Consider the following 17,956-nt stretch of genomic DNA (forward strand, 5'->3'; position numbering starts at 1 on the left):
AACGTAAGGAAGTTGCTCAGCTTTAAGATGGTGCGTCAGCCATGGCGGCATCCAGCAGGGCATTCGCCGTTTTCATCCGCTGTTCCGCGGCAAGGCGAAACTCTTCCGGCAGGCGGTCTGGATGATTGCTGGCGGCAAAGCTGCGCCGCCGCCGTTGCAGTTCGGAGCGTTTCAGGCCGGAATGCAGGTCCAGCTCCTGGCGGATTGCATCCGGCGACTGCTTCTGCATCCGCGCTTCTATCGCCTGTCTTTCCTGTTCAGACTCGGGTGCAGCCTCCGGCACGCTCTCAATATCGAACAGGCTTTCAAGATCGTCCGGCTGGCGGGGTGTTGCTGGCGTATCGCCGAAACCCACGGAAAAGACGGCGGAAGCAAACCCGAATTGCGGCGGGCGGGTGTTTTCCTCGGGGCCTGCGTCAGCCTCGACTTCCTTCAGAACCGTTGCGAAATCCGGGCGGTTCCGCAGCATCAGGCTTGCTGCACCCTATGCGACGAAAAGGCGGAAGCCAGAGCGCGCGTCAGCCGGGATGGCAGCACAGGCTTCTGAAAGACCGGTATTCCGGGATAACGTGCCGCAAGGCGCGCTGGAAGGCCACCGCCGGTATGGATGACCACGAAGACATCACGGCTCTTCAACCGGTCCAGCACGGCTTCCACATCGCCATCGGCGAGGTTTACATCGAGAATGGCGGCATCAACTTCATTGCGATTGATGATATCTATTGCTTGCCGGACGGTGCCGACCGGACCGAGAACGGTTCCGTTCGCATCCTCGACAGTCGCGGCGACATCGAGGGCGACGAAAATCTCGTCTTCCACCACCAATACCCGCCGCTGTCCAAGATCGTTCATCACTTGTCTCGCTGCCTCCCTTTTTGAGGTAAGCCCTTCACGCAAGAAATGCGCGAGCGCAAGCAGAGGTTCCCTTCGCCGGCATGATAATTCGTTAATGGTGAATCAAACCTTTACCGGTTTTGGAGGCCGCGATGTCAGAAGGCGGTGAAGGTCAGCGTCGTCAGTGAACGGATGATGTTGGGAATGTTGAGAACATTCTCGTTGATGAACTTGCCGATATCCTGATCCTCGGCAATGTAGATCTTGGCCAGAAGGTCGAATTCGCCGCTGGTGGAATAAAGCTCGGAGACGATTTCGCGCTGAAAGAGCGTATCGGCAACTTCGTAGGTCTTGCCGGGGGCGCACTGCAGTTGCAGGAAAACGGGCTTCATGTCTCTTCCTTTCGCGACGGGACTGCGTGGCGGATATCACAGCAGTGTTTGCAGGTTACAAACACGGACAGCCCGCCGAAATCAAGAGCGAAAGCATAGCGGATGGCGATGTTTGGCGCAGCAGGTTTGTCCTCCACGCATGGCTGGTTCACGCGGAGGTTTTAATTTACTCAATTGTAATTTTCTTGAGAGGGCGCAATAAGACTTCTCCCAGAAATTGTAATTTGCGCGTCCGATTTATATGAAATTTGTACTTCCCGCCGTTTTGCTGCTGTTCGCGTTCGCCTTTTTCTCGGCGTGGCTTTCCGATCGCGGTCGCCAGTTTCTGGTGTCCTGCGGCGCTTGTTTCCTGCTGATCGGCCTCGCAATGCTGGTCCAGCTTGGTGATTTCCCTTCGGACGACAATCTGAACACGGTGCTTTCCGCCGCATTTTATGTCGGAGGCACGCTGGTTGGCGGCTATGGCATTTTGCAGCGAAGCGGGCTGCGGCTTACATCTGCCTTCTACATATTGAGCTTTGCCCTCATCGTCGGCGGTGTCTGGTATTATTGCTATATTGAGCCCGATCTTCTGTCGCGGGTCTATGTGCTCAATCTGGGCATGGCCACGTTGATCCTTTCTTTCGCATGGCAGGCGCGGCGGCTGTTCAAGGGGCCGCTGGTGGACAAGCTGCTGCTGGTCATGCTCGTTCTGGTGGCATTGCAATTCGTGCCGCGCACGCTTCTGACCGCCCGCTCCCTGCTCGGCGATGTCGATGGCGACGATTTCGCAACGACTGTTTTCTGGCAATGGACGGTGTTTTCTACCGCTATCGCAGCGGTTGTCACCGGCTTCGCCTTGCTGGCCGCTGCCGGTTACGACCGTATCGGCGAACTGTCGCATGAACGTGACAGCGATCCCTTGACCGGGCTCCTCAACCGGCGCGGACTGGAAATGCGCTACGATGCGCTTTCACAGACGAAAAAGGGCGTGCCCGGCTGGGTTGCCGTTTGCGATATCGATTACTTCAAGGCGCTGAATGATGCCTATGGCCATGCGGCGGGCGACGCGGTTTTGAAGGAATTCGCTGGAATCCTGCGCAAACTCATCGGCGAACGGCCACTGATTGCGCGTACTGGCGGGGAGGAGTTCGTGATCTGTGTCGACGACATGCATGCCGATAATGTCTTCCAGCTTATGGAAGGCGTGCGGCAGAACATCGAGAGGCACCGGTTCCAGCGCCTCGCAAAGGAAGCCAGCGTCACATGCAGCATAGGCTGTGTCCGTCTGCCGGAGCAGGGTGATTTCTGGCAGGCGGTCGATAAGGCCGACAAAATCCTCTACGCCGCCAAGAAAGAAGGACGCAACCGCACCTATGTGGAAGGGTTGAACCCGAACAGCGACGGATAGTTCACAGAGCGGACGAATTTTGGGGATGGCGGTTTTTACGGGTGGCCTTCGATAACTTTCCGGTGATGATCCGCACATTGCCGCAAATCATGCTTATTATCGCCGCCGATAATGTGAGTACCGAGGAGTTCCCGAAAGTCCGATGAAATTCAAATCCCTTGTGTTGCCTGCGTCCGCTGTTGTTGGTCTCCTCTCGTTCGGCCCGGCGGTTTCTCCGTCTTTTGCAATGAATGCTTCCGAAAAGGCCCAGCTCGAGAAGCTCGATCCGGCAACCCGCCTTGAGCAACGTTGCGACGTGGAAGCAATGGAACGCATCACGCGGGAACAGAAGTTTTCGGTCGACAAGGTTCTGGCCTATGCCTTCTCCGATCCCGTGACCACGAAGAATTCGATCGAGGCCGATGGCGCTGCCTTCCGCAGCCGCGAGCACTGGTACAAGCTGTCCTTTGTCTGCAAGACGGATGAGGAACATATCAATATCGTTTCGTTTCGCTACGATATCGGCGATGAAGTGCCCCAGAACCAGTGGGACAAGCACTACCTCGTCCCATAACAGGGTCGTCTATTCTTCCGAGTCGTCCGAACGGCAGGCTGACAGCAGCGTCACTTCCTTGGCGGTGTGATCGGCTTCGAGATGGCTCAGCACAGCCTGACCGTCCTTGTCGCTCCAGCGGTAGCTGTCCTGCTCATCGATGGCGACATATTTCTTGAGACTGTCATGCCATTGCAGCGCGATCATCTTGCCTTCCGCATCGAGAACCGCAAAGCCGGGTGCGCTGCCATTGCGGATATAGGTAACAGGCACGACGACCCCACGTTCGCAGATGTAATCGACCCGCTCGATGGGGTTTGCATCCTGAGCCTGCGCCGAAACAGAAGGCGCGAAGAGCATTGCCGGGCCTGCTATAACCGCGAAAAGGGTGCAAATGGAACGCTTGCCATATGCCATGGTGAAAAATCCTCTGGTCAGCCAATCGATACAGGGAAAATAACTCTTCGGCGGCCCGGTTCAAGAGCGATCATATCGCGCGGTAAAGTTGCAACCCGACAGCAAAAATAATCAGCCTGCGACCGATTTCCTGCAACCGAAACAGGTTTCGCCCGTTATCAGCCTGCCGATCGCGAGATTGGCGGAGGCCCGGATGAATACTTGCCCCCCGCAACCCCAGTCCGGGCCTCACTTCCGAGGTTGGAAAGATTGTATCTGAAATTATTGGGATTGTTCGTACTCATAGCAGGCACTTATATCGGGTGAGCTTGATTTAGAAATTTATACTGAAGCCCGGTGATCCCATATGATGCTCAATCTGATCGTGGTTTTTGTTGTTGCCGGATTGCTCCTTCATTTTTTCAATTGGCGTAAGACCGGAATCGTTCTGATCGGCCTTGCGGCCATCTTTTACGGTGCAATTGCTTCGGCAATTCTTCCCGACACGCTGATGAGCCGCCTGCAATCGGCCTATTCATCGCAATTGCAGACGCAGCTTGAAGACAATACTGCCTTCATCGTCTTCGGTATGGGAACCCAGACAGTCGATGGCGACGGTCAGAAGGTGGTCGAACCACTTGCCTTCTCCTACGGGCCGATTTTGGCGGCGGTCGCCATGAACCGACAATGTGTCGAGAAGGGTTTTCGCTGCAAGTTCATCGCCAGCGGCGCCGATGTAGCCGGAACGGGTGTTTCCGAAGCCGCATCAATCGCCACGCAGCTGGAAAAGGCCGGTGTCGATCCGGCTTCCGTCCTGCTTGACGAGAAAAGCCGCAACAGCTGGCAGAACTCCAGGAACGTAGCAGCAATCCTGCGCGAGATCAGACCGGCGAAAGTTGTTCTGCTACAGGCTGCGCCGATGATGAAGCGCGATCTTCTTTATCTGGCACATTTTGGTGTGAAGCCTGAGCCGGTTGCGGCCGGTTATCTGACCGGATCGCATACCAACATGTCTTCGCCGGGCCTGTATTTCCTCATGACCGATCTGGCGCTTCACGAGGAGATCGGAGTCTGGCGCTATACGCTCTACAACTTCATGGGCTGGAATGAGCCGAAGCAGCCTCCGCTCCAACTGGGGCAGGCCACGAGCAGCCTCCCCACCCAAACTTCACCGGCTGCCGGACCGGTGTCGGCTCAATGAGTTAATGATACTATCATCGGCGTGTTTCGACATGCCGGTGGAAAAATTATCTCCGAATTCTCCAACAAAATGAGTAGATTTTTCGAAGTCGTTTCAAATAACGACCGGCTTGTGGCATCCTGTCTTCAAAGAGCTCTGATACTGTCTTGGCCAGTGAAACATGGAGGCGGTCATGAAGATATCGAGATTCTCGCTCACTTTGGCAGCATTGGTGGCTGCGGCTTCGCTGACCGGAACGGTTCAGGCAAGCTTTGCCGATCAGACACTTCTGAACGTGTCCTACGATCCGACGCGTGAACTTTACAAGGATTACAACGCCGCTTTTGCCGCCCACTGGAAGGCAGAAACCGGCGAAACCGTCACCATTCGCGCTTCCCATGGCGGGTCGGGCAAGCAGGCGCGCTCGGTGATCGATGGCATCAAGGCCGATGTGGTGACGCTGGCGCTTGAAAGCGATATCGATGCGATTGCCGCACTTTCAGGCAAGATCGACAAGGACTGGCGCAAGCGCCTGCCCAACAATTCGGCTCCCTATACGTCAACCATCGTCTTCCTTGTGCGCAAGGGCAATCCGAAGGGCATCAAGGACTGGGGCGATCTGGTGAAGGACGGCGTCGAGGTCATCACGCCGAACCCGAAGACCTCCGGCGGTGCCCGCTGGAACTATCTCGCCGCATGGGCCTGGGCCTACAAGCAATACGGTGGCGACGAGCAGAAGATCAAGGATTACATCGGCGAACTGTTCCGCCATGTGCCAGTGCTCGATACCGGTGCGCGCGGCTCGACAACCACTTTCGTGCAGCGTCAGCTCGGCGATGTGTTGCTTGCCTGGGAAAACGAAGCCTATCTCTCGGTGGCTGAATTTGGCGAGGATGCATTCGACATCGTCGTTCCGCCGCAATCCATTCTGGCTGAACCACCAGTCGCGGTGGTGGACAAGAATGCCGAGGAAAACGGCACCACCAAGCTGGCGCAGGCCTATCTCGAATATCTGTATTCGCCAGAAGGTCAGGCGCTTGCCGCCAAGCATTTCTACCGTCCGTCGAAGCCTGACATCATCCCTGCCGACAAGCAGCGCAAGTTTCCGGACTTGACGCTGGTGACGATCGATGATCCGATTTTCGGTGGATGGGCCAAGGCACAGCCCTATCATTTTGGCGATGGAGGAACGTTCGACCAGCTCTACAAGCCGGGAAAATAATCCGGAGTTCGAGAGCAATCAGTAACAATAAGTACTGAAGAGGGAACAAACCAACGCATGTCTTCGCTCCCTGCACGGGCCAGAGCAGGGTCGCACTTCAGAAAGCCGAGCGTCATTCCCGGTTTCGGGCTGACGTTCGGCTTCAGTGTTGCCTATCTGACCCTTCTCATTCTCATTCCGCTTGCGGCATTGGTGCTGCGTTCCACCGAAGTCGGGTTTTACGGCTTCTGGCGCCTCGTCACCGACGAGCGCACATTGAAAGCGCTTGAAACGAGCTTCGGCACCGCCTTCATCGCGGCGCTGGTCAATGTGGTCTTCGGCGTCATCCTCGCCTGGGTTCTGGTGCGTTATCGTTTTCCGGGGCGCCGCTTCGTTGATGCCATCGTCGATATTCCCTTTGCGCTGCCGACGGCAGTGGCCGGTATTGCGCTGGCCGCGATCTATGCGCCGAATGGCTGGATAGGCAGTCTGCTGGCTCCGTTCGGCATTCGCATCGCCTTTTCGCGGGCGGGCATTATCATTGCGCTGATCTTCATCGGTCTGCCGTTCGTGGTGCGCACGGTCCAGCCGATCATGGAGGAAATCAGCCGCGAGGTCGAAGAGGCGGCGGCAACGCTTGGCGCATCCCGGTTCCAGACCATCTGGCGGGTGCTGCTGCCGAGCCTGCAACCCGCCATCCTGACCGGCTTCGCGCTCGCCTTTGCACGCGGCGTCGGCGAATATGGCTCGGTGATCTTCATTGCGGGCAATACGCCTTATGTCTCGGAAATCGCGCCGCTTCTGATCGTGATCAAGCTGGAGGAATATGATTATGCCGGGGCGACGGCGCTCGCCACGGTGATGCTGGCGCTTTCCTTTGCGATGTTGCTTTTCATCAATCTCATCCAGTCGTGGACACGGAGGAAATATGGTCATGGCGAATGAACCTGTCTCTGCCGCTCCTCGCAACAGCCGAAGCGCTGTCACGGAAAGCCCGGCGACGCGCATCACGCTGATCGCTCTGGCGCTGGCATTTCTGGCCCTGTTCCTCATCCTGCCAGTGATAGCGGTTTTCGTGGAAGCCTTCCGCAAGGGGGCAGGCGAATATCTGGCGGCACTGGTCGAGCCGGATGCCTGGGCTGCGATAAGGCTCACCCTCATGGTGGCGGCCATTGCCGTGCCGCTCAATCTGGTCTTCGGCATTGCAGCTGCATGGGCAATCGCGAAGTTCGAGTTCAAGGGCAAGGCGCTGCTGACGACGCTGATCGATCTGCCGTTTTCCGTGTCGCCGGTCATTTCCGGTCTTGTTTTCGTACTGCTTTTCTCAAGTCACAGCCTGCTTGGGCCGTGGCTGTCACGGCACGGCATCGAGATATTGTTCGCCGTTCCGGGCATCGTGCTGGCGACGGTGTTCGTCACGTTTCCCTTTGTCGCGCGCGAACTGATCCCGCTGATGCAGGAACAGGGAACCGGCGATGAAGAGGCGGCAATTTCGCTCGGCGCCAATGGCTGGCAGACGTTCCGCTATGTGACGCTGCCCAATATCAAATGGGGGCTGCTTTACGGTGTGCTGCTCTGCAATGCCCGTGCAATGGGCGAGTTCGGCGCTGTTTCCGTTGTCTCTGGACATATTCGCGGTCTCACCAATACGATGCCGCTGCATGTGGAAATCCTCTACAACGAATATAACTTCGTCGGTGCATTTGCGGTGGCGTCGCTGCTGGCTTTCCTGGCGTTGTTGACGCTTGCAATCAAGACGGCGCTGGAACTGCGCTATGGCGATGAACTGGCTGGCAGTGGAAACGGGCACTGACACCCAAACTGGCAATTAGCCGCTCGGCGGCAGAAATAAAGCATAGTCCTGCTATGGCAGACGGAAGGATTGGGAATGGAAGTTCGTGTTGCCGGTGTGCGTAAGGAGTTCGCTCGCTTCCCGGCGTTGCATAATGTCTCGCTGGATATTCGTTCCGGCGAGTTGATCGCTTTGCTGGGACCTTCCGGTTCGGGCAAGACCACGCTTTTGCGCCTGATTGCCGGGCTGGAAACGCCGACCGAAGGTACCATCTTCTTCGGCGACGAAGACGCCTCGCAGAAGAGCGTTCAGGAGCGCAATGTCGGCTTCGTCTTTCAGCATTATGCGTTGTTCCGTCATATGACGGTGGCGGACAATATCGGCTTCGGTCTGAAGGTGCGTCCAAGCGCGACACGTCCGTCGAGTGACGATATTCGCAACCGCGCGCTGGAATTGCTCGATCTCGTCCAGCTACAGGGACTGGAGAAGCGCTATCCGGCGCAGCTTTCCGGTGGTCAGCGCCAGCGCGTGGCGCTTGCCCGCGCCATGGCGATTGAACCGAAAGTCCTGCTTCTCGATGAACCGTTTGGCGCGCTTGATGCGCTGGTGCGCAAGGAACTGCGCCGTTGGCTGCGCGAGATTCACGACAAGACCGGCCATACGACCGTTTTCGTGACCCACGATCAGGACGAGGCGCTGGAGCTCGCCGACCGCGTGGTGGTGATGAGCCAGGGGCGTATCGAGCAGGTCGGCACGCCCGACGAAGTCTATGACAATCCGAATTCCCCGGGCGTCTATGGCTTCATCGGCGAGTCCAGCACGCTTCCGGTGCGGGTCGAAAAGGGCGAGATCTGGCTGGTGGATCGCAATATCGGCCTGACAGCCCAGGATGTGGCGGATGGTGACGCGCAGCTCTTCTTCCGTCCGCACGATGTTGAATTGCTGGACGGTTGCGGCGGCTGTATCGCAGGCACGGTGGTGGCGAGCCGTCGCTCGGGCGGCAAGCGGCGTGTCGAACTGGAAGTAGGCGGCGCACGTGAGCGGGTGGAGATCGAAATTCCAGCCGAACATCCGGCCGCGGAAAAGAGTCGCATCGCCTTCCGACCGCGTTACTGGAAGCTTTTTCCTGCCAGTGAAACCGGTTCCGGAACAGGTTCCTGATCGTCACTTTCCGGTGAAGTGAAATATGAGGCCCGGCAGATGCGCGGTGATTCCCGCAGACCTGTCGGGCTTTTCTCTATCGACGGGCGTGGTGGGGCCGCGCTGAAATTTTCTGACACGTTACCTGCGGTAGTATTATTTTTATTTTCAATATGTTAGGGTTGCAGGAAACGGGGTGTTCCATAACGCAACATTAATGGGCGGAAAGAATTGTGCGTTGCGATTCAAACGGTTTGAATATCAGCACATTGCGCCGTCGCATTTTGGCCAAATGCGGTCGACATTCAGGGAACCGATCACGGATACTGCCGTTTCCCTGAAATGAAAATTCGGAATAATGTCAGTATCCACCCGCCGCAGATAACTCATTTCCTTCGGAAAGGCTGTTAAGGCAGATGCCGGAATTGTCTTCTTCGCTCTCCAATTCAACCTCTACCGAGAATAAATCGCCGATGCAGAAACCTTCGATGGAACCCAAATCCAGCGAGCCCGATGCATCGGGCCGGATTCCGCCCGAACAACCTTCCCCCATCCGGGCCTTGTATAAAACCGAGGAAGAGCTTGGCGCGCTTGCCGCTGCCGTGGCGCGGGGCGAAGACATTCCGCTGCCGGGCTATATCGCCTTCCCGTTCGATCAGCGCCTTTCCGAAAACGGCAAGCTGATCCTGCATGCCTATCGCGCCTCCGATGCCGCATCGCGTGCGGGCGAGACCATCACGCCAGCCGCGCAATGGCTGCTCGACAATCATTACCAGATCGACAAGAACGTGCAGCAGGCCCGCCGCGACCTGCCACGCCGCTTCATCCGTCAGCTGCCGCTCTACAAGGCGCCGGTTGAGAAATATGAAGGCATGCCGCGCATTTTCGCGCTGGCCTGGCTTTATGTCGCCCATACGGACAGCAATTTCTCACTGAAGACGCTGACGGCCATCGTCAAGGGTTTCCAGACCGTGGAGCCCCTGAAGATCGGTGAGTTGTGGGCGCTGCCTTCTGCGGTGCGCTATTTCCTGATCGAGAATGCACGCCGTCTGGCGCTGCGCGTCGATCGCGCGCGCATCATGCGCAATCTCGCCAATACGGCCGCCGACCGCATCGTGGTTGCCACCGACGGTGCCGAACTGGATTCGGTTCTGGCGCAATATGCCGATGCCGCCCGCGACAGCACTTTCGCGACCCACCTTCTTTATCGCCTACGCTCGTCCTCGACCGACACCACGGCTGCTGCCAGCTGGCTGGAACGGATTCTGGAGCAGGAAGGCAGCAATCCGGAAGACGCCATCGTTGAGGAACATGCCCGCCAGTCCACCGGCGGCGTCACGATGGGCAACGTCATCCGCAGCCTGAAATCCATCGATGACGTGGACTGGGAGACCTGGTTCGAAACCGTCAACGAGGTTGATGCGATCCTGCGTGACCACAGCGATTTCGAACTTCTGGATTTCCGTTCCCGCAATGCCTATCGCGTGACCATCGAAAAGCTCGCCCGCTATTCGGACATGAGCGAAATCGACATCACATGGGCTGCGCTGAAACTGGCCGAAGACGGACATCGTGCGGAAAAGGCCGGTCATCCGGAAGCCGAGGGCAAGGGCGCAATCGCCTATTACCTGTCCGGCGAAGGGCGCAAGGAGCTGGAAAAGGTCTGTGGCTACAAGGCGCCGTTCGGCGTCAAGGCGCTGCGCTTCTATCGTGGTCTCGGTCTTTGGGGGCTGTTCATCCCGACGGCGATCTTCACGATCCTGATCCTTCTGCTCGTCAATTACTGCATGATCCGCGCCGGTCTTTCGACTGATCTGCGCACGCTGTTCACGCTTCTGGCGATCTTCCCGGCAATGGACGCGTCCTATTCGCTGTTCAATGCGCTGGTGCCGTGGTTTGTCCAGCCGACGCGGCTCATCGGTTTCGAATATAAGGAAGGCTTGCCGGAGGAGGCGCGCACGCTGGTCGCGGTGCCGACCTTCATCACCTCGCGTGATTCCATCGATGAGCAGATTCGCAATCTGGAAGTTCATTATCTCACCAATCCGCGTGGTGAAATCTACTTTGCGCTGGTCAGTGACTGGACCGATGCGAAGCAGGAAATCACCCCTGCGGATATGGAAATCTATGAATATGCGCGCGAGGAAATCGCCAAGCTCAACGAGCATTATACCGGCGACGACCAGCCACGCTTTTTCCTCATGCATCGCCGTCGCCTCTTCAACGAGAAGCAGAATTGCTGGATGGGCTGGGAGCGCAAGCGCGGCAAGCTGCACGAGCTGAACCTGCTGCTGCGCGGTGATCAGGATACGAGCTTTTTCCCGCCGGACGAACGTTTGCCGAAGGAAATCAAATATGTGATGACGCTGGACGCCGACACGCGTCTGACGCCGGAATCCGTCACGCATCTGGCCGGCAAGCTCAGCCATCCTCTGAACCGTCCGATCATCGACGAAAAGACCGGCAAGGTCGTGCGCGGTTACGGCATCCTCCAGCCGCGCGTCACGCCCTCGCTCACCACCGGTGACGAGGCGTCGTTCCTGCAGCGCGTCTTCTCGGTCAATCGCGGTATCGACCCTTACGTCTTCGCCGTGTCCGACACTTATCAGGACCTGCTCGGTGAAGGCACCTTCACCGGCAAGGGACTTTACGACATTGATGCCTTCGAGGCAGCGCTGAAGGGCCGCGTGCCTGAGAACACGCTGCTCAGCCACGATCTTCTCGAAGGCGGCTATTCTCGCGCGGCTCTGGTCAGCGATGTCGAAGTGGTCGAGGATTATCCGACTGGCTACAATGTCGACGTATCGCGTCATCATCGCTGGGCGCGTGGCGACTGGCAGCTTCTACCCTGGCTGTTTTCGACAAGCCGTGGCGTCAGCCACATCACGCGCTGGAAGATGGTCGACAACCTGCGCCGCTCGCTCAATCCGATCCTGTGGCTGATCGCAGCCGTCGTCGGCTGGAGCGTGCTGCCAATCGGGCCTGCTGCCGTCTGGCAGGGCTTCCTCATTCTCTCCATGTTCGTTGCGCCGACATTCGGCATTGTGACCAATCTCATTCCATCGAACATGGACTATTCGCTGAAAGGTCATGCGCAGTCGGTGCTGACTGACATCGCGCTCGGCACGGCCGATGTGGCGCTGCGCACCACCTTCATCGCCCATTCGGCGTTCCTGATGGCGGATGCGATTGTGCGTACCGTCTATCGCCTGTTCGTCTCGCATCGCAATCTTCTGGAATGGCGCACGGCTGCGCAGGCGAGAACCTCGCCCGATACGCTGCTGTTTTATTTCCAGCTGATGTGGCCGGCCATAGCCATTGCGGGTCTGGCGATCTTCATCCCGCTTGCTGCCCAAAGTCATGCGGCAATGATCGCGGCGCCGTTTGCCGTCATCTGGTTTGCCTCGCCGCTGATTGCATGGCTGGTCAGCCGTTCGGCAAAGCCGCAGGACACGCTGGAAGTGCTTTCTTCCGACAAGTCGGACCTGCGCCGCTATGCACGCCGGACCTGGCGTTATTTCGCCGAGTTCGCAAACGAGGAAAACCACCATCTGCCGCCGGACAACTTCCAGGAAGATCCGGCGCCGATTGTCGCGCAGCGCACGTCGCCGACCAATATCGGCGTCTATCTCCTGTCCGTCGTCGCCGCGCGCGATTTCGGCTGGATCGGCTTCGGTGAAACGCTGGACCGCGTTCAAGCCACTGTCGATACGCTTGAGAAGATGGAGAAGTATCAGGGCCATCTCTACAACTGGTACGAGACCAACACGCTGACGCCGATGCGCCCACTTTATGTCTCTGCGGTGGATAGCGGCAACCTTGCCGGGCATCTGGTCACGCTGTCGTCGGCGCTGGAAGAATGGGCGGAAGCACCATCCGTCTACATGCAGGGCGACCTCGACGGTATTCTTGATGTCAACGACATCCTTGAAGAGACAATCGCGAGAATCCCGGATGATCGCCGGATTCTGCGTCCGCTGCGCCGCCGTCTGGAAGAGCGGATTGCCAATTTCCGCCGCGCCGTGATTTCCATCAAGGATGAGCCGGAAACGGCCTCCTTCCGCACCATCAACCTGTCGCTGTTTGCAACCGACATCGTTCGCCTGATGGACGAACTCGATGGCGAAATCGAAACCCCGGCAAGCGCTGAAGCCGTGGAATGGGCGCGCATTCTCGTCGATACCTGCAAGGCGCATACCGAGGATTCCATCGGCGAGCACGATACGGACGCGCTGCGTGAGCGTTTGCGCTATCTTGCTACCCGTTCGCGCCAGCTCGCATTCGATATGCAGTTCGGTTTCCTTGAACGGAAGGAACGCCGCCTTCTCTCCATCGGTTTCCGTGTGCAGGAAAACGAACTGGACGAAAGCTGCTACGATCTTCTGGCGTCCGAAGCGCGTCTGGCAAGCCTGTTCGCCATCGCCAAGGGCGACGTTCCGGTCGAACATTGGTTCAAGCTTGGCCGTCTTCTGGTGCCGGTGGGCTGGAAGGGCGCTCTGCTCTCCTGGTCCGGCTCGATGTTCGAATATCTGATGCCGCCGCTGGTCATGTCGGAGCCACTCGGTTCGCTTCTCGATCAGACCAACAAGCTCGTGGTGCAGCGCCAGATCGACTATGCGACCTCGCGCGGCCTGCCATGGGGTATTTCGGAAGCAGCGTTCAATGCGCGCGACGCGCATATGAACTACCAGTATTCCAACTTCGGCGTGCCCAATCTTGGTTTGCAGCGCGGCCTGTCGCGCAATGCGGTCATTGCGCCCTATGCGAGCCTGCTCGCCGCGCAGTATCAGCCTGCTGCCGCTGTCGCGAACCTGAAGCGCCTTGCCAAGCTTGGCGCGCTCGGACGCTATGGCTTCCACGATTCGGTGGACTTCACGCCGTCACGTGTTCGCGAAGGCGAACTCTGTGCTGTGGTGAAGAACTACTACGCCCATCACCATGGCATGGCGATCATCGCGGTCAACAACGTGATCTTTGAAGGTCGGATGCGCGAGCGTTTCCACTCCGATCCGGTGATCGAGGCTGCCGAACTGCTCCTGCAGGAAAAGGCGCCACGCGAAATCCCGATGATCTACGCCAAGACGGAAAATCCGATGCGCGTGGATTCCGGCGGCTTCGACGATGCGCCGATGCGGATTGTCGACAAGCCATTCAAGGCGCCGCGTACCACGCATATGATGTCGAACGGGCAATATGCTCTGATGGTGACGGCAAACGGCTCGGGCTACAGTCGTTGGCACAATTGGGACATTACCCGCTTCCACGCCGATGCGTCGGAAGACCTTCAGGGCACGTTCCTGTTCCTGCGCGACATGGAAAGCGGATACTGGTGGTCGGCAACCGGCGAACCGGTCCGCAACCCGGAAGAGGAAACCAAGACGGTCTTCACCGAAGACAAGGCGGAATTCTACAAGACCGCCGGTGACATCAAGACCGTCATGGAAGTGATCGTGTCGTCGGAATCGGACGGCGAAGGCCGCAGGCTCGACATCATCAACACGTCCGCCCGCGACCGCATGATCGAGGTCACCTCCTATGCGGAACTGGTGCTGACCGACAGCGACAGCGATGCCGCCCATCCGGCCTTTGCCAAGATGTTCGTAGAGACCGAAATCTCCGATAACGGTTCGACCATCTATGCCAAGCGCCGCAAGCGCGCGCCGTCCGATCCGGATATCCACGTCGCGCATTTCGTGACCGATCTTTCCGGCTCGATCCGCGAAACGGAAGTCGAAACTGACCGCCGTGCCTTTGTCGGTCGTGGCCGCAGCTTGCGCGATGCGGCTGCCTTCGATCAGGGTGCCAAGTTCAACGGCAGCCAGGGTTGCGTGCTCGACCCGATCGCTTCGGTGCGTACACGTGTCCGCGTTCCGGCGCATAAAAAGGTGAGCCTCGTTTTCTGGACCTTCGCAGGCGGCAGCCGCGATGCGGTAGAACACGCTGTGGCGCTGCATCGGCATCCGGAAACCTTCGCCCGCGAATATTCGCTGTCATGGACCAGCTCGCAGGTGCAGCTCTACCATATCGGCATCAAGCCTGCCGAAGCTGCCGATTATCAGAAGGTCGCTGCCTATCTGCTCTATCCGGAGCGGACCCTGCGCCAGCCACCGGAAACCATCGCCAGCGGCCTCGGCAAGCAGTCCGACCTTTGGCCAATGTCGATTTCCGGCGACTATCCGATCTTCGCGCTGCGCATCGACAACGAAGCTGATCTCGACGTGTTGCGCGGCGTGCTGCGCGCGCAGGAATACTGGCGCTCGAAGGGCCTAACCGTCGATGTCGTGGCGGTCAACGAGCGTGCCTTCTCCTATGCGCAGGACACGCAGCGCGCCATCGACTGGATCGTGGAAGGTTTCCGCGCCCGTGGCGGTGGCCAGCCGCACATCTTCGCGGTGCGCCGCGACCAGATGAGCGACGAAAGCTACAACACGCTGCTCGCCTCGGCGCGCATCGTCATGCATGCGCAGAACGGCTCGCTGGCCGAGCAGCTTCGTCGCAGCGAGGAAATCACCGTCGATCTGGCGGCGCGCGATGCCAAGACTGCCATTGGCGGTCAGGCTTCGGCTCAGATGTCCGCTCAGGGGCTGGGTGCTGCGGGGCTTGCGCCTGTCGCCATCGAACGCGGGACGGAAGAACGCCGTCCTGTGGTCAAGCCTGTAGTAAACCGTCCTGCGCCGTTCGGGGACGATCTTCGTTTCTGGAATGGTTATGGTGGCTTTGCCGAGGACGGCAGCTATGTGGTGCGCGTCAACAACCGCACCAACACACCGCATCCGTGGATCAATGTGATCGCCAATCCGAATTTCGGGTTCCATGTCTCGGCGGAAGGTTCGGCCTTCACCTGGGCAGGCAACAGCCGCGATTATCAGCTCACCCCATGGGCGAACGACCCGGTCACGAACCGTCCGGGCGAGGCGATCTATATCCTCGACCGTGAAACGGGCCGCACCTTTGCGCCGACGGCAAGTGTGCTGCGCGATGAGGCCGTGACCTATGAAGCGCGTCATGGCCACGGCTATTCGAGCTTCGGGGCACAGCATGGCGAATTGGCACTCGACCTCACCCACATCGTGGATGCGGACAAGCCGGTGCGCCTGTCACGCCTGACCGTCACCAATAACGGGCGTTCCAAGCGCAAGCTGCGCGTCTATGGCTATGTGGAATGGGTGCTGGGCAATGCCCGCTCCAAGAACGTGCCTTTCATTGTACCTTCGCAGGACGAGGAATTGGGCGCACTCTTTGCAGGCAATCCGTATCATCCGGACAAGTCCGGGCAGATCGCTTTCTTTGCGGCAACCGAAAAGCCGCAATCCGTCACTGCCGACCGCAGCGAGTTCATCGGCACCACCGGTTCGGTGGACAAGCCGGAAGTCGTGCTGGCTGGCAAGGCGCTTTCGGGTACGGTCGAAGCAGGCCGCGATCCATGTGCGGCGCTCGCTCTTGATATCGAAGTGGGGCCGGGTGAAGCACGCGAGATCGTCTTCCTGCTCGGCAATGCCGCCGATCAGAGACAGGCGAAGGCGCTGATCGCCGAAACCCGCAAGGTGTCGTTCGGTGACAAGCTTGCTGCTGCCAGACAGCAGTGGGAAGGTCTGTTCGACCGCGTTCAGGTGAAGACGCCGGACCCGGCTTTCGACCTTCTGGTCAACGGCTGGCTGCCCTATCAGGCGATTGCCTGCCGTATATGGGCCCGCGCTGCCTTCTATCAGGCAAGTGGTGCGTTCGGCTTCCGTGATCAGTTGCAGGACACGCTGTCGCTGCTTCTGATCGATCCGACGCTTGCCCGCGCGCAGATACTCAATGCGGCATCGCGCCAGTTCCCGGAAGGCGATGTGCAGCATTGGTGGCTGCCAGCGACCGGGGCGGGCGTCCGCACGCTGATCTCGGACGATGTTGTCTGGCTCGGCTATGGCGCTTCGCTTTATGTCGAGACGACGGGCGACCGCTCGATCCTCGATGAAAAGCTGCCGTTCCTCGAAGGGCGCAAGCTGGAGGAGGGCGAACACGATGCCTTCTATCAGCCGGAAATCTCCGAGCAGACGGCAAGCCTCTATGAGCATTGCGCCCTGGCGCTCGACCTTGCTGTGGAGCGCACCGGCAAGCACGGCCTGCCGCTGATCCTTGGCGGCGACTGGAACGACGGCATGAATCTCGTCGGCGTGAAGGGAGAGGGCGAGAGCGTTTGGCTTGGCTGGTTCCTCGCCTATACGCTCGGTAAATTCATCCCGATTGCTGAAGCGCGCAAGGACAAGAAGCGCGTCGATATCTGGAAAGCACATCTGGAAAGCCTGACCGAAGCGCTCGACCGCGATGGTTGGGATGGCCAGTGGTATCGCCGTGGTTTCTACGACAACGGCGCACCGCTTGGCTCGAAGGACAGTGACGAATGCCAGATCGATGCCATCGCACAGTCGTGGAGCGTGTTGTCCGGCGTTGCCGATCCGAAACGTGCCGAACAGGCGATGGCTTCGCTCGAAAAGTACCTGCTGGATGACGAAGGCGAATTGCTGCGTCTCTTCACGCCGCCTTTCGACAGGACCATTCAGGAGCCGGGCTACATCAAGGGATATCCACCGGGCGTTCGTGAGAATGGCGGCCAGTACACCCACGGTGCGACCTGGGCCATTCTGGCGCTTGCCCGCATGGGCAAGACGGCTGAAGCATGGCGTCTGTTCTCGCTCATCAGCCCGGTTAGCCATGGTCGCAACCCGGATATCTACCGCGTCGAGCCTTATGTGATTGCAGCCGACATCTATTCTGTCGAGCCGCGTCGCGGGCAGGGTGGCTGGACCTGGTACACCGGCTCCGCCGGCTGGTTCTACCGCGTTGCGACGGAGGGTATCCTTGGCGTCACAAAACGCGGCGACCGCCTGCATCTCGACCCGGCCTTGCCGCCGGAATGGGATGGCTATGAAGCCGAGCTCCGCTTTGGCGAAGCGCTCTACCGCGTGAAGGTCGTGGTAGGTGCCCCCAGTGCCAAGGACAAGGTGGTGAAGCTCAACGGTCGCAAGGTCGGCAAGCCGGAAGAGGGTGTGCCGATCAAGCCGGACGGAGAACACGAAATCGTCGTAGAGCTTCCCAAACAGAAGTGAACCGATT

Annotated in this window: 12 protein-coding genes; 8 read left to right on the plus strand and 4 right to left on the minus strand. The window is 58.7% G+C overall.

All coding sequences use genetic code 11. The features are described 5' to 3' along the window. Window positions 1-22 precede the first annotated feature (22 nt). The 3 genes from CES86_RS13655 to CES86_RS13665 form a co-directional block, all read right to left on the minus strand. Window positions 23-469 (minus strand): hypothetical protein, encoded by a 447-nt coding sequence (locus CES86_RS13655; RefSeq protein ID WP_094514634.1) that lies wholly within the window; start codon window positions 467-469, stop codon window positions 23-25. Continuing rightward, window positions 469-852 carry a response regulator gene (locus tag CES86_RS13660; protein ID WP_011982335.1) on the minus strand — a complete coding sequence of 128 codons (384 nt, stop codon included), beginning with the start codon at window positions 850-852 and terminating at the stop codon, window positions 469-471. Before CES86_RS13660 ends, CES86_RS13655 begins: the two co-directional genes overlap by 1 nt. Window positions 853-989: 137 nt before the next feature. Further along, window positions 990-1,226 (minus strand): Lrp/AsnC ligand binding domain-containing protein, encoded by a 237-nt coding sequence (locus CES86_RS13665; protein WP_010657951.1) that lies wholly within the window; start codon window positions 1,224-1,226, stop codon window positions 990-992. Between the two features lie 241 nt (window positions 1,227-1,467). Here CES86_RS13665 and CES86_RS13670 point away from each other — a divergent pair, with 241 nt between their 5' ends. Continuing rightward, entirely contained in the window at window positions 1,468-2,616 is a 1,149-nt protein-coding gene (locus CES86_RS13670; RefSeq protein WP_011982336.1) for a diguanylate cyclase domain-containing protein, read from the plus strand. A 142-nt stretch (window positions 2,617-2,758) separates the two neighbouring features. Next, a complete protein-coding gene (locus CES86_RS13675; protein WP_010657953.1) occupies window positions 2,759-3,169 on the plus strand; it encodes a DUF930 domain-containing protein in 411 nt (136 codons plus the stop codon). A 9-nt stretch (window positions 3,170-3,178) separates the two neighbouring features. Here the strand turns inward: CES86_RS13675 and CES86_RS13680 are convergent, their stop codons facing one another. Then, window positions 3,179-3,565: a hypothetical protein gene (locus tag CES86_RS13680; RefSeq protein WP_010657954.1), complete on the minus strand. Its 387-nt coding sequence runs from the start codon at window positions 3,563-3,565 to the stop codon at window positions 3,179-3,181. A 346-nt stretch (window positions 3,566-3,911) separates the two neighbouring features. Between CES86_RS13680 and CES86_RS13685 the strand changes: the two genes are divergently transcribed. The 6 genes from CES86_RS13685 (at window position 3,912) to CES86_RS13710 (ending at window position 17,949) form a co-directional block, all read left to right on the plus strand. Beyond that, complete coding sequence (locus CES86_RS13685; protein WP_011982337.1) at window positions 3,912-4,745, plus strand: YdcF family protein; 834 nt, start codon at window positions 3,912-3,914, stop codon at window positions 4,743-4,745. Window positions 4,746-4,917: 172 nt separating this feature from the next. After that, window positions 4,918-5,946: a sulfate ABC transporter substrate-binding protein gene (locus CES86_RS13690; RefSeq protein ID WP_010657956.1), complete on the plus strand. Its 1,029-nt coding sequence runs from the start codon at window positions 4,918-4,920 to the stop codon at window positions 5,944-5,946. A 57-nt stretch (window positions 5,947-6,003) separates the two neighbouring features. Beyond that, window positions 6,004-6,870: a sulfate ABC transporter permease subunit CysT gene (cysT, locus tag CES86_RS13695; protein ID WP_094514636.1), complete on the plus strand. Its 867-nt coding sequence runs from the start codon at window positions 6,004-6,006 to the stop codon at window positions 6,868-6,870. Next, entirely contained in the window at window positions 6,860-7,738 is an 879-nt protein-coding gene (gene cysW, locus CES86_RS13700) for a sulfate ABC transporter permease subunit CysW (protein WP_010657958.1), read from the plus strand. Before cysT ends, cysW begins: the two co-directional genes overlap by 11 nt. 75 nt (window positions 7,739-7,813) lie before the next feature. After that, complete coding sequence (locus tag CES86_RS13705) at window positions 7,814-8,878, plus strand: sulfate/molybdate ABC transporter ATP-binding protein (RefSeq protein WP_011982340.1); 1,065 nt, start codon at window positions 7,814-7,816, stop codon at window positions 8,876-8,878. A 395-nt stretch (window positions 8,879-9,273) separates the two neighbouring features. Continuing rightward, window positions 9,274-17,949: a GH36-type glycosyl hydrolase domain-containing protein gene (locus CES86_RS13710; RefSeq protein WP_094514637.1), complete on the plus strand. Its 8,676-nt coding sequence runs from the start codon at window positions 9,274-9,276 to the stop codon at window positions 17,947-17,949. The last annotated feature ends 7 nt before the right edge of the window (window positions 17,950-17,956 follow it).

The organism is Brucella lupini (assembly GCF_002252535.1).
Lineage (GTDB): Bacteria > Pseudomonadota > Alphaproteobacteria > Rhizobiales > Rhizobiaceae > Brucella > Brucella anthropi.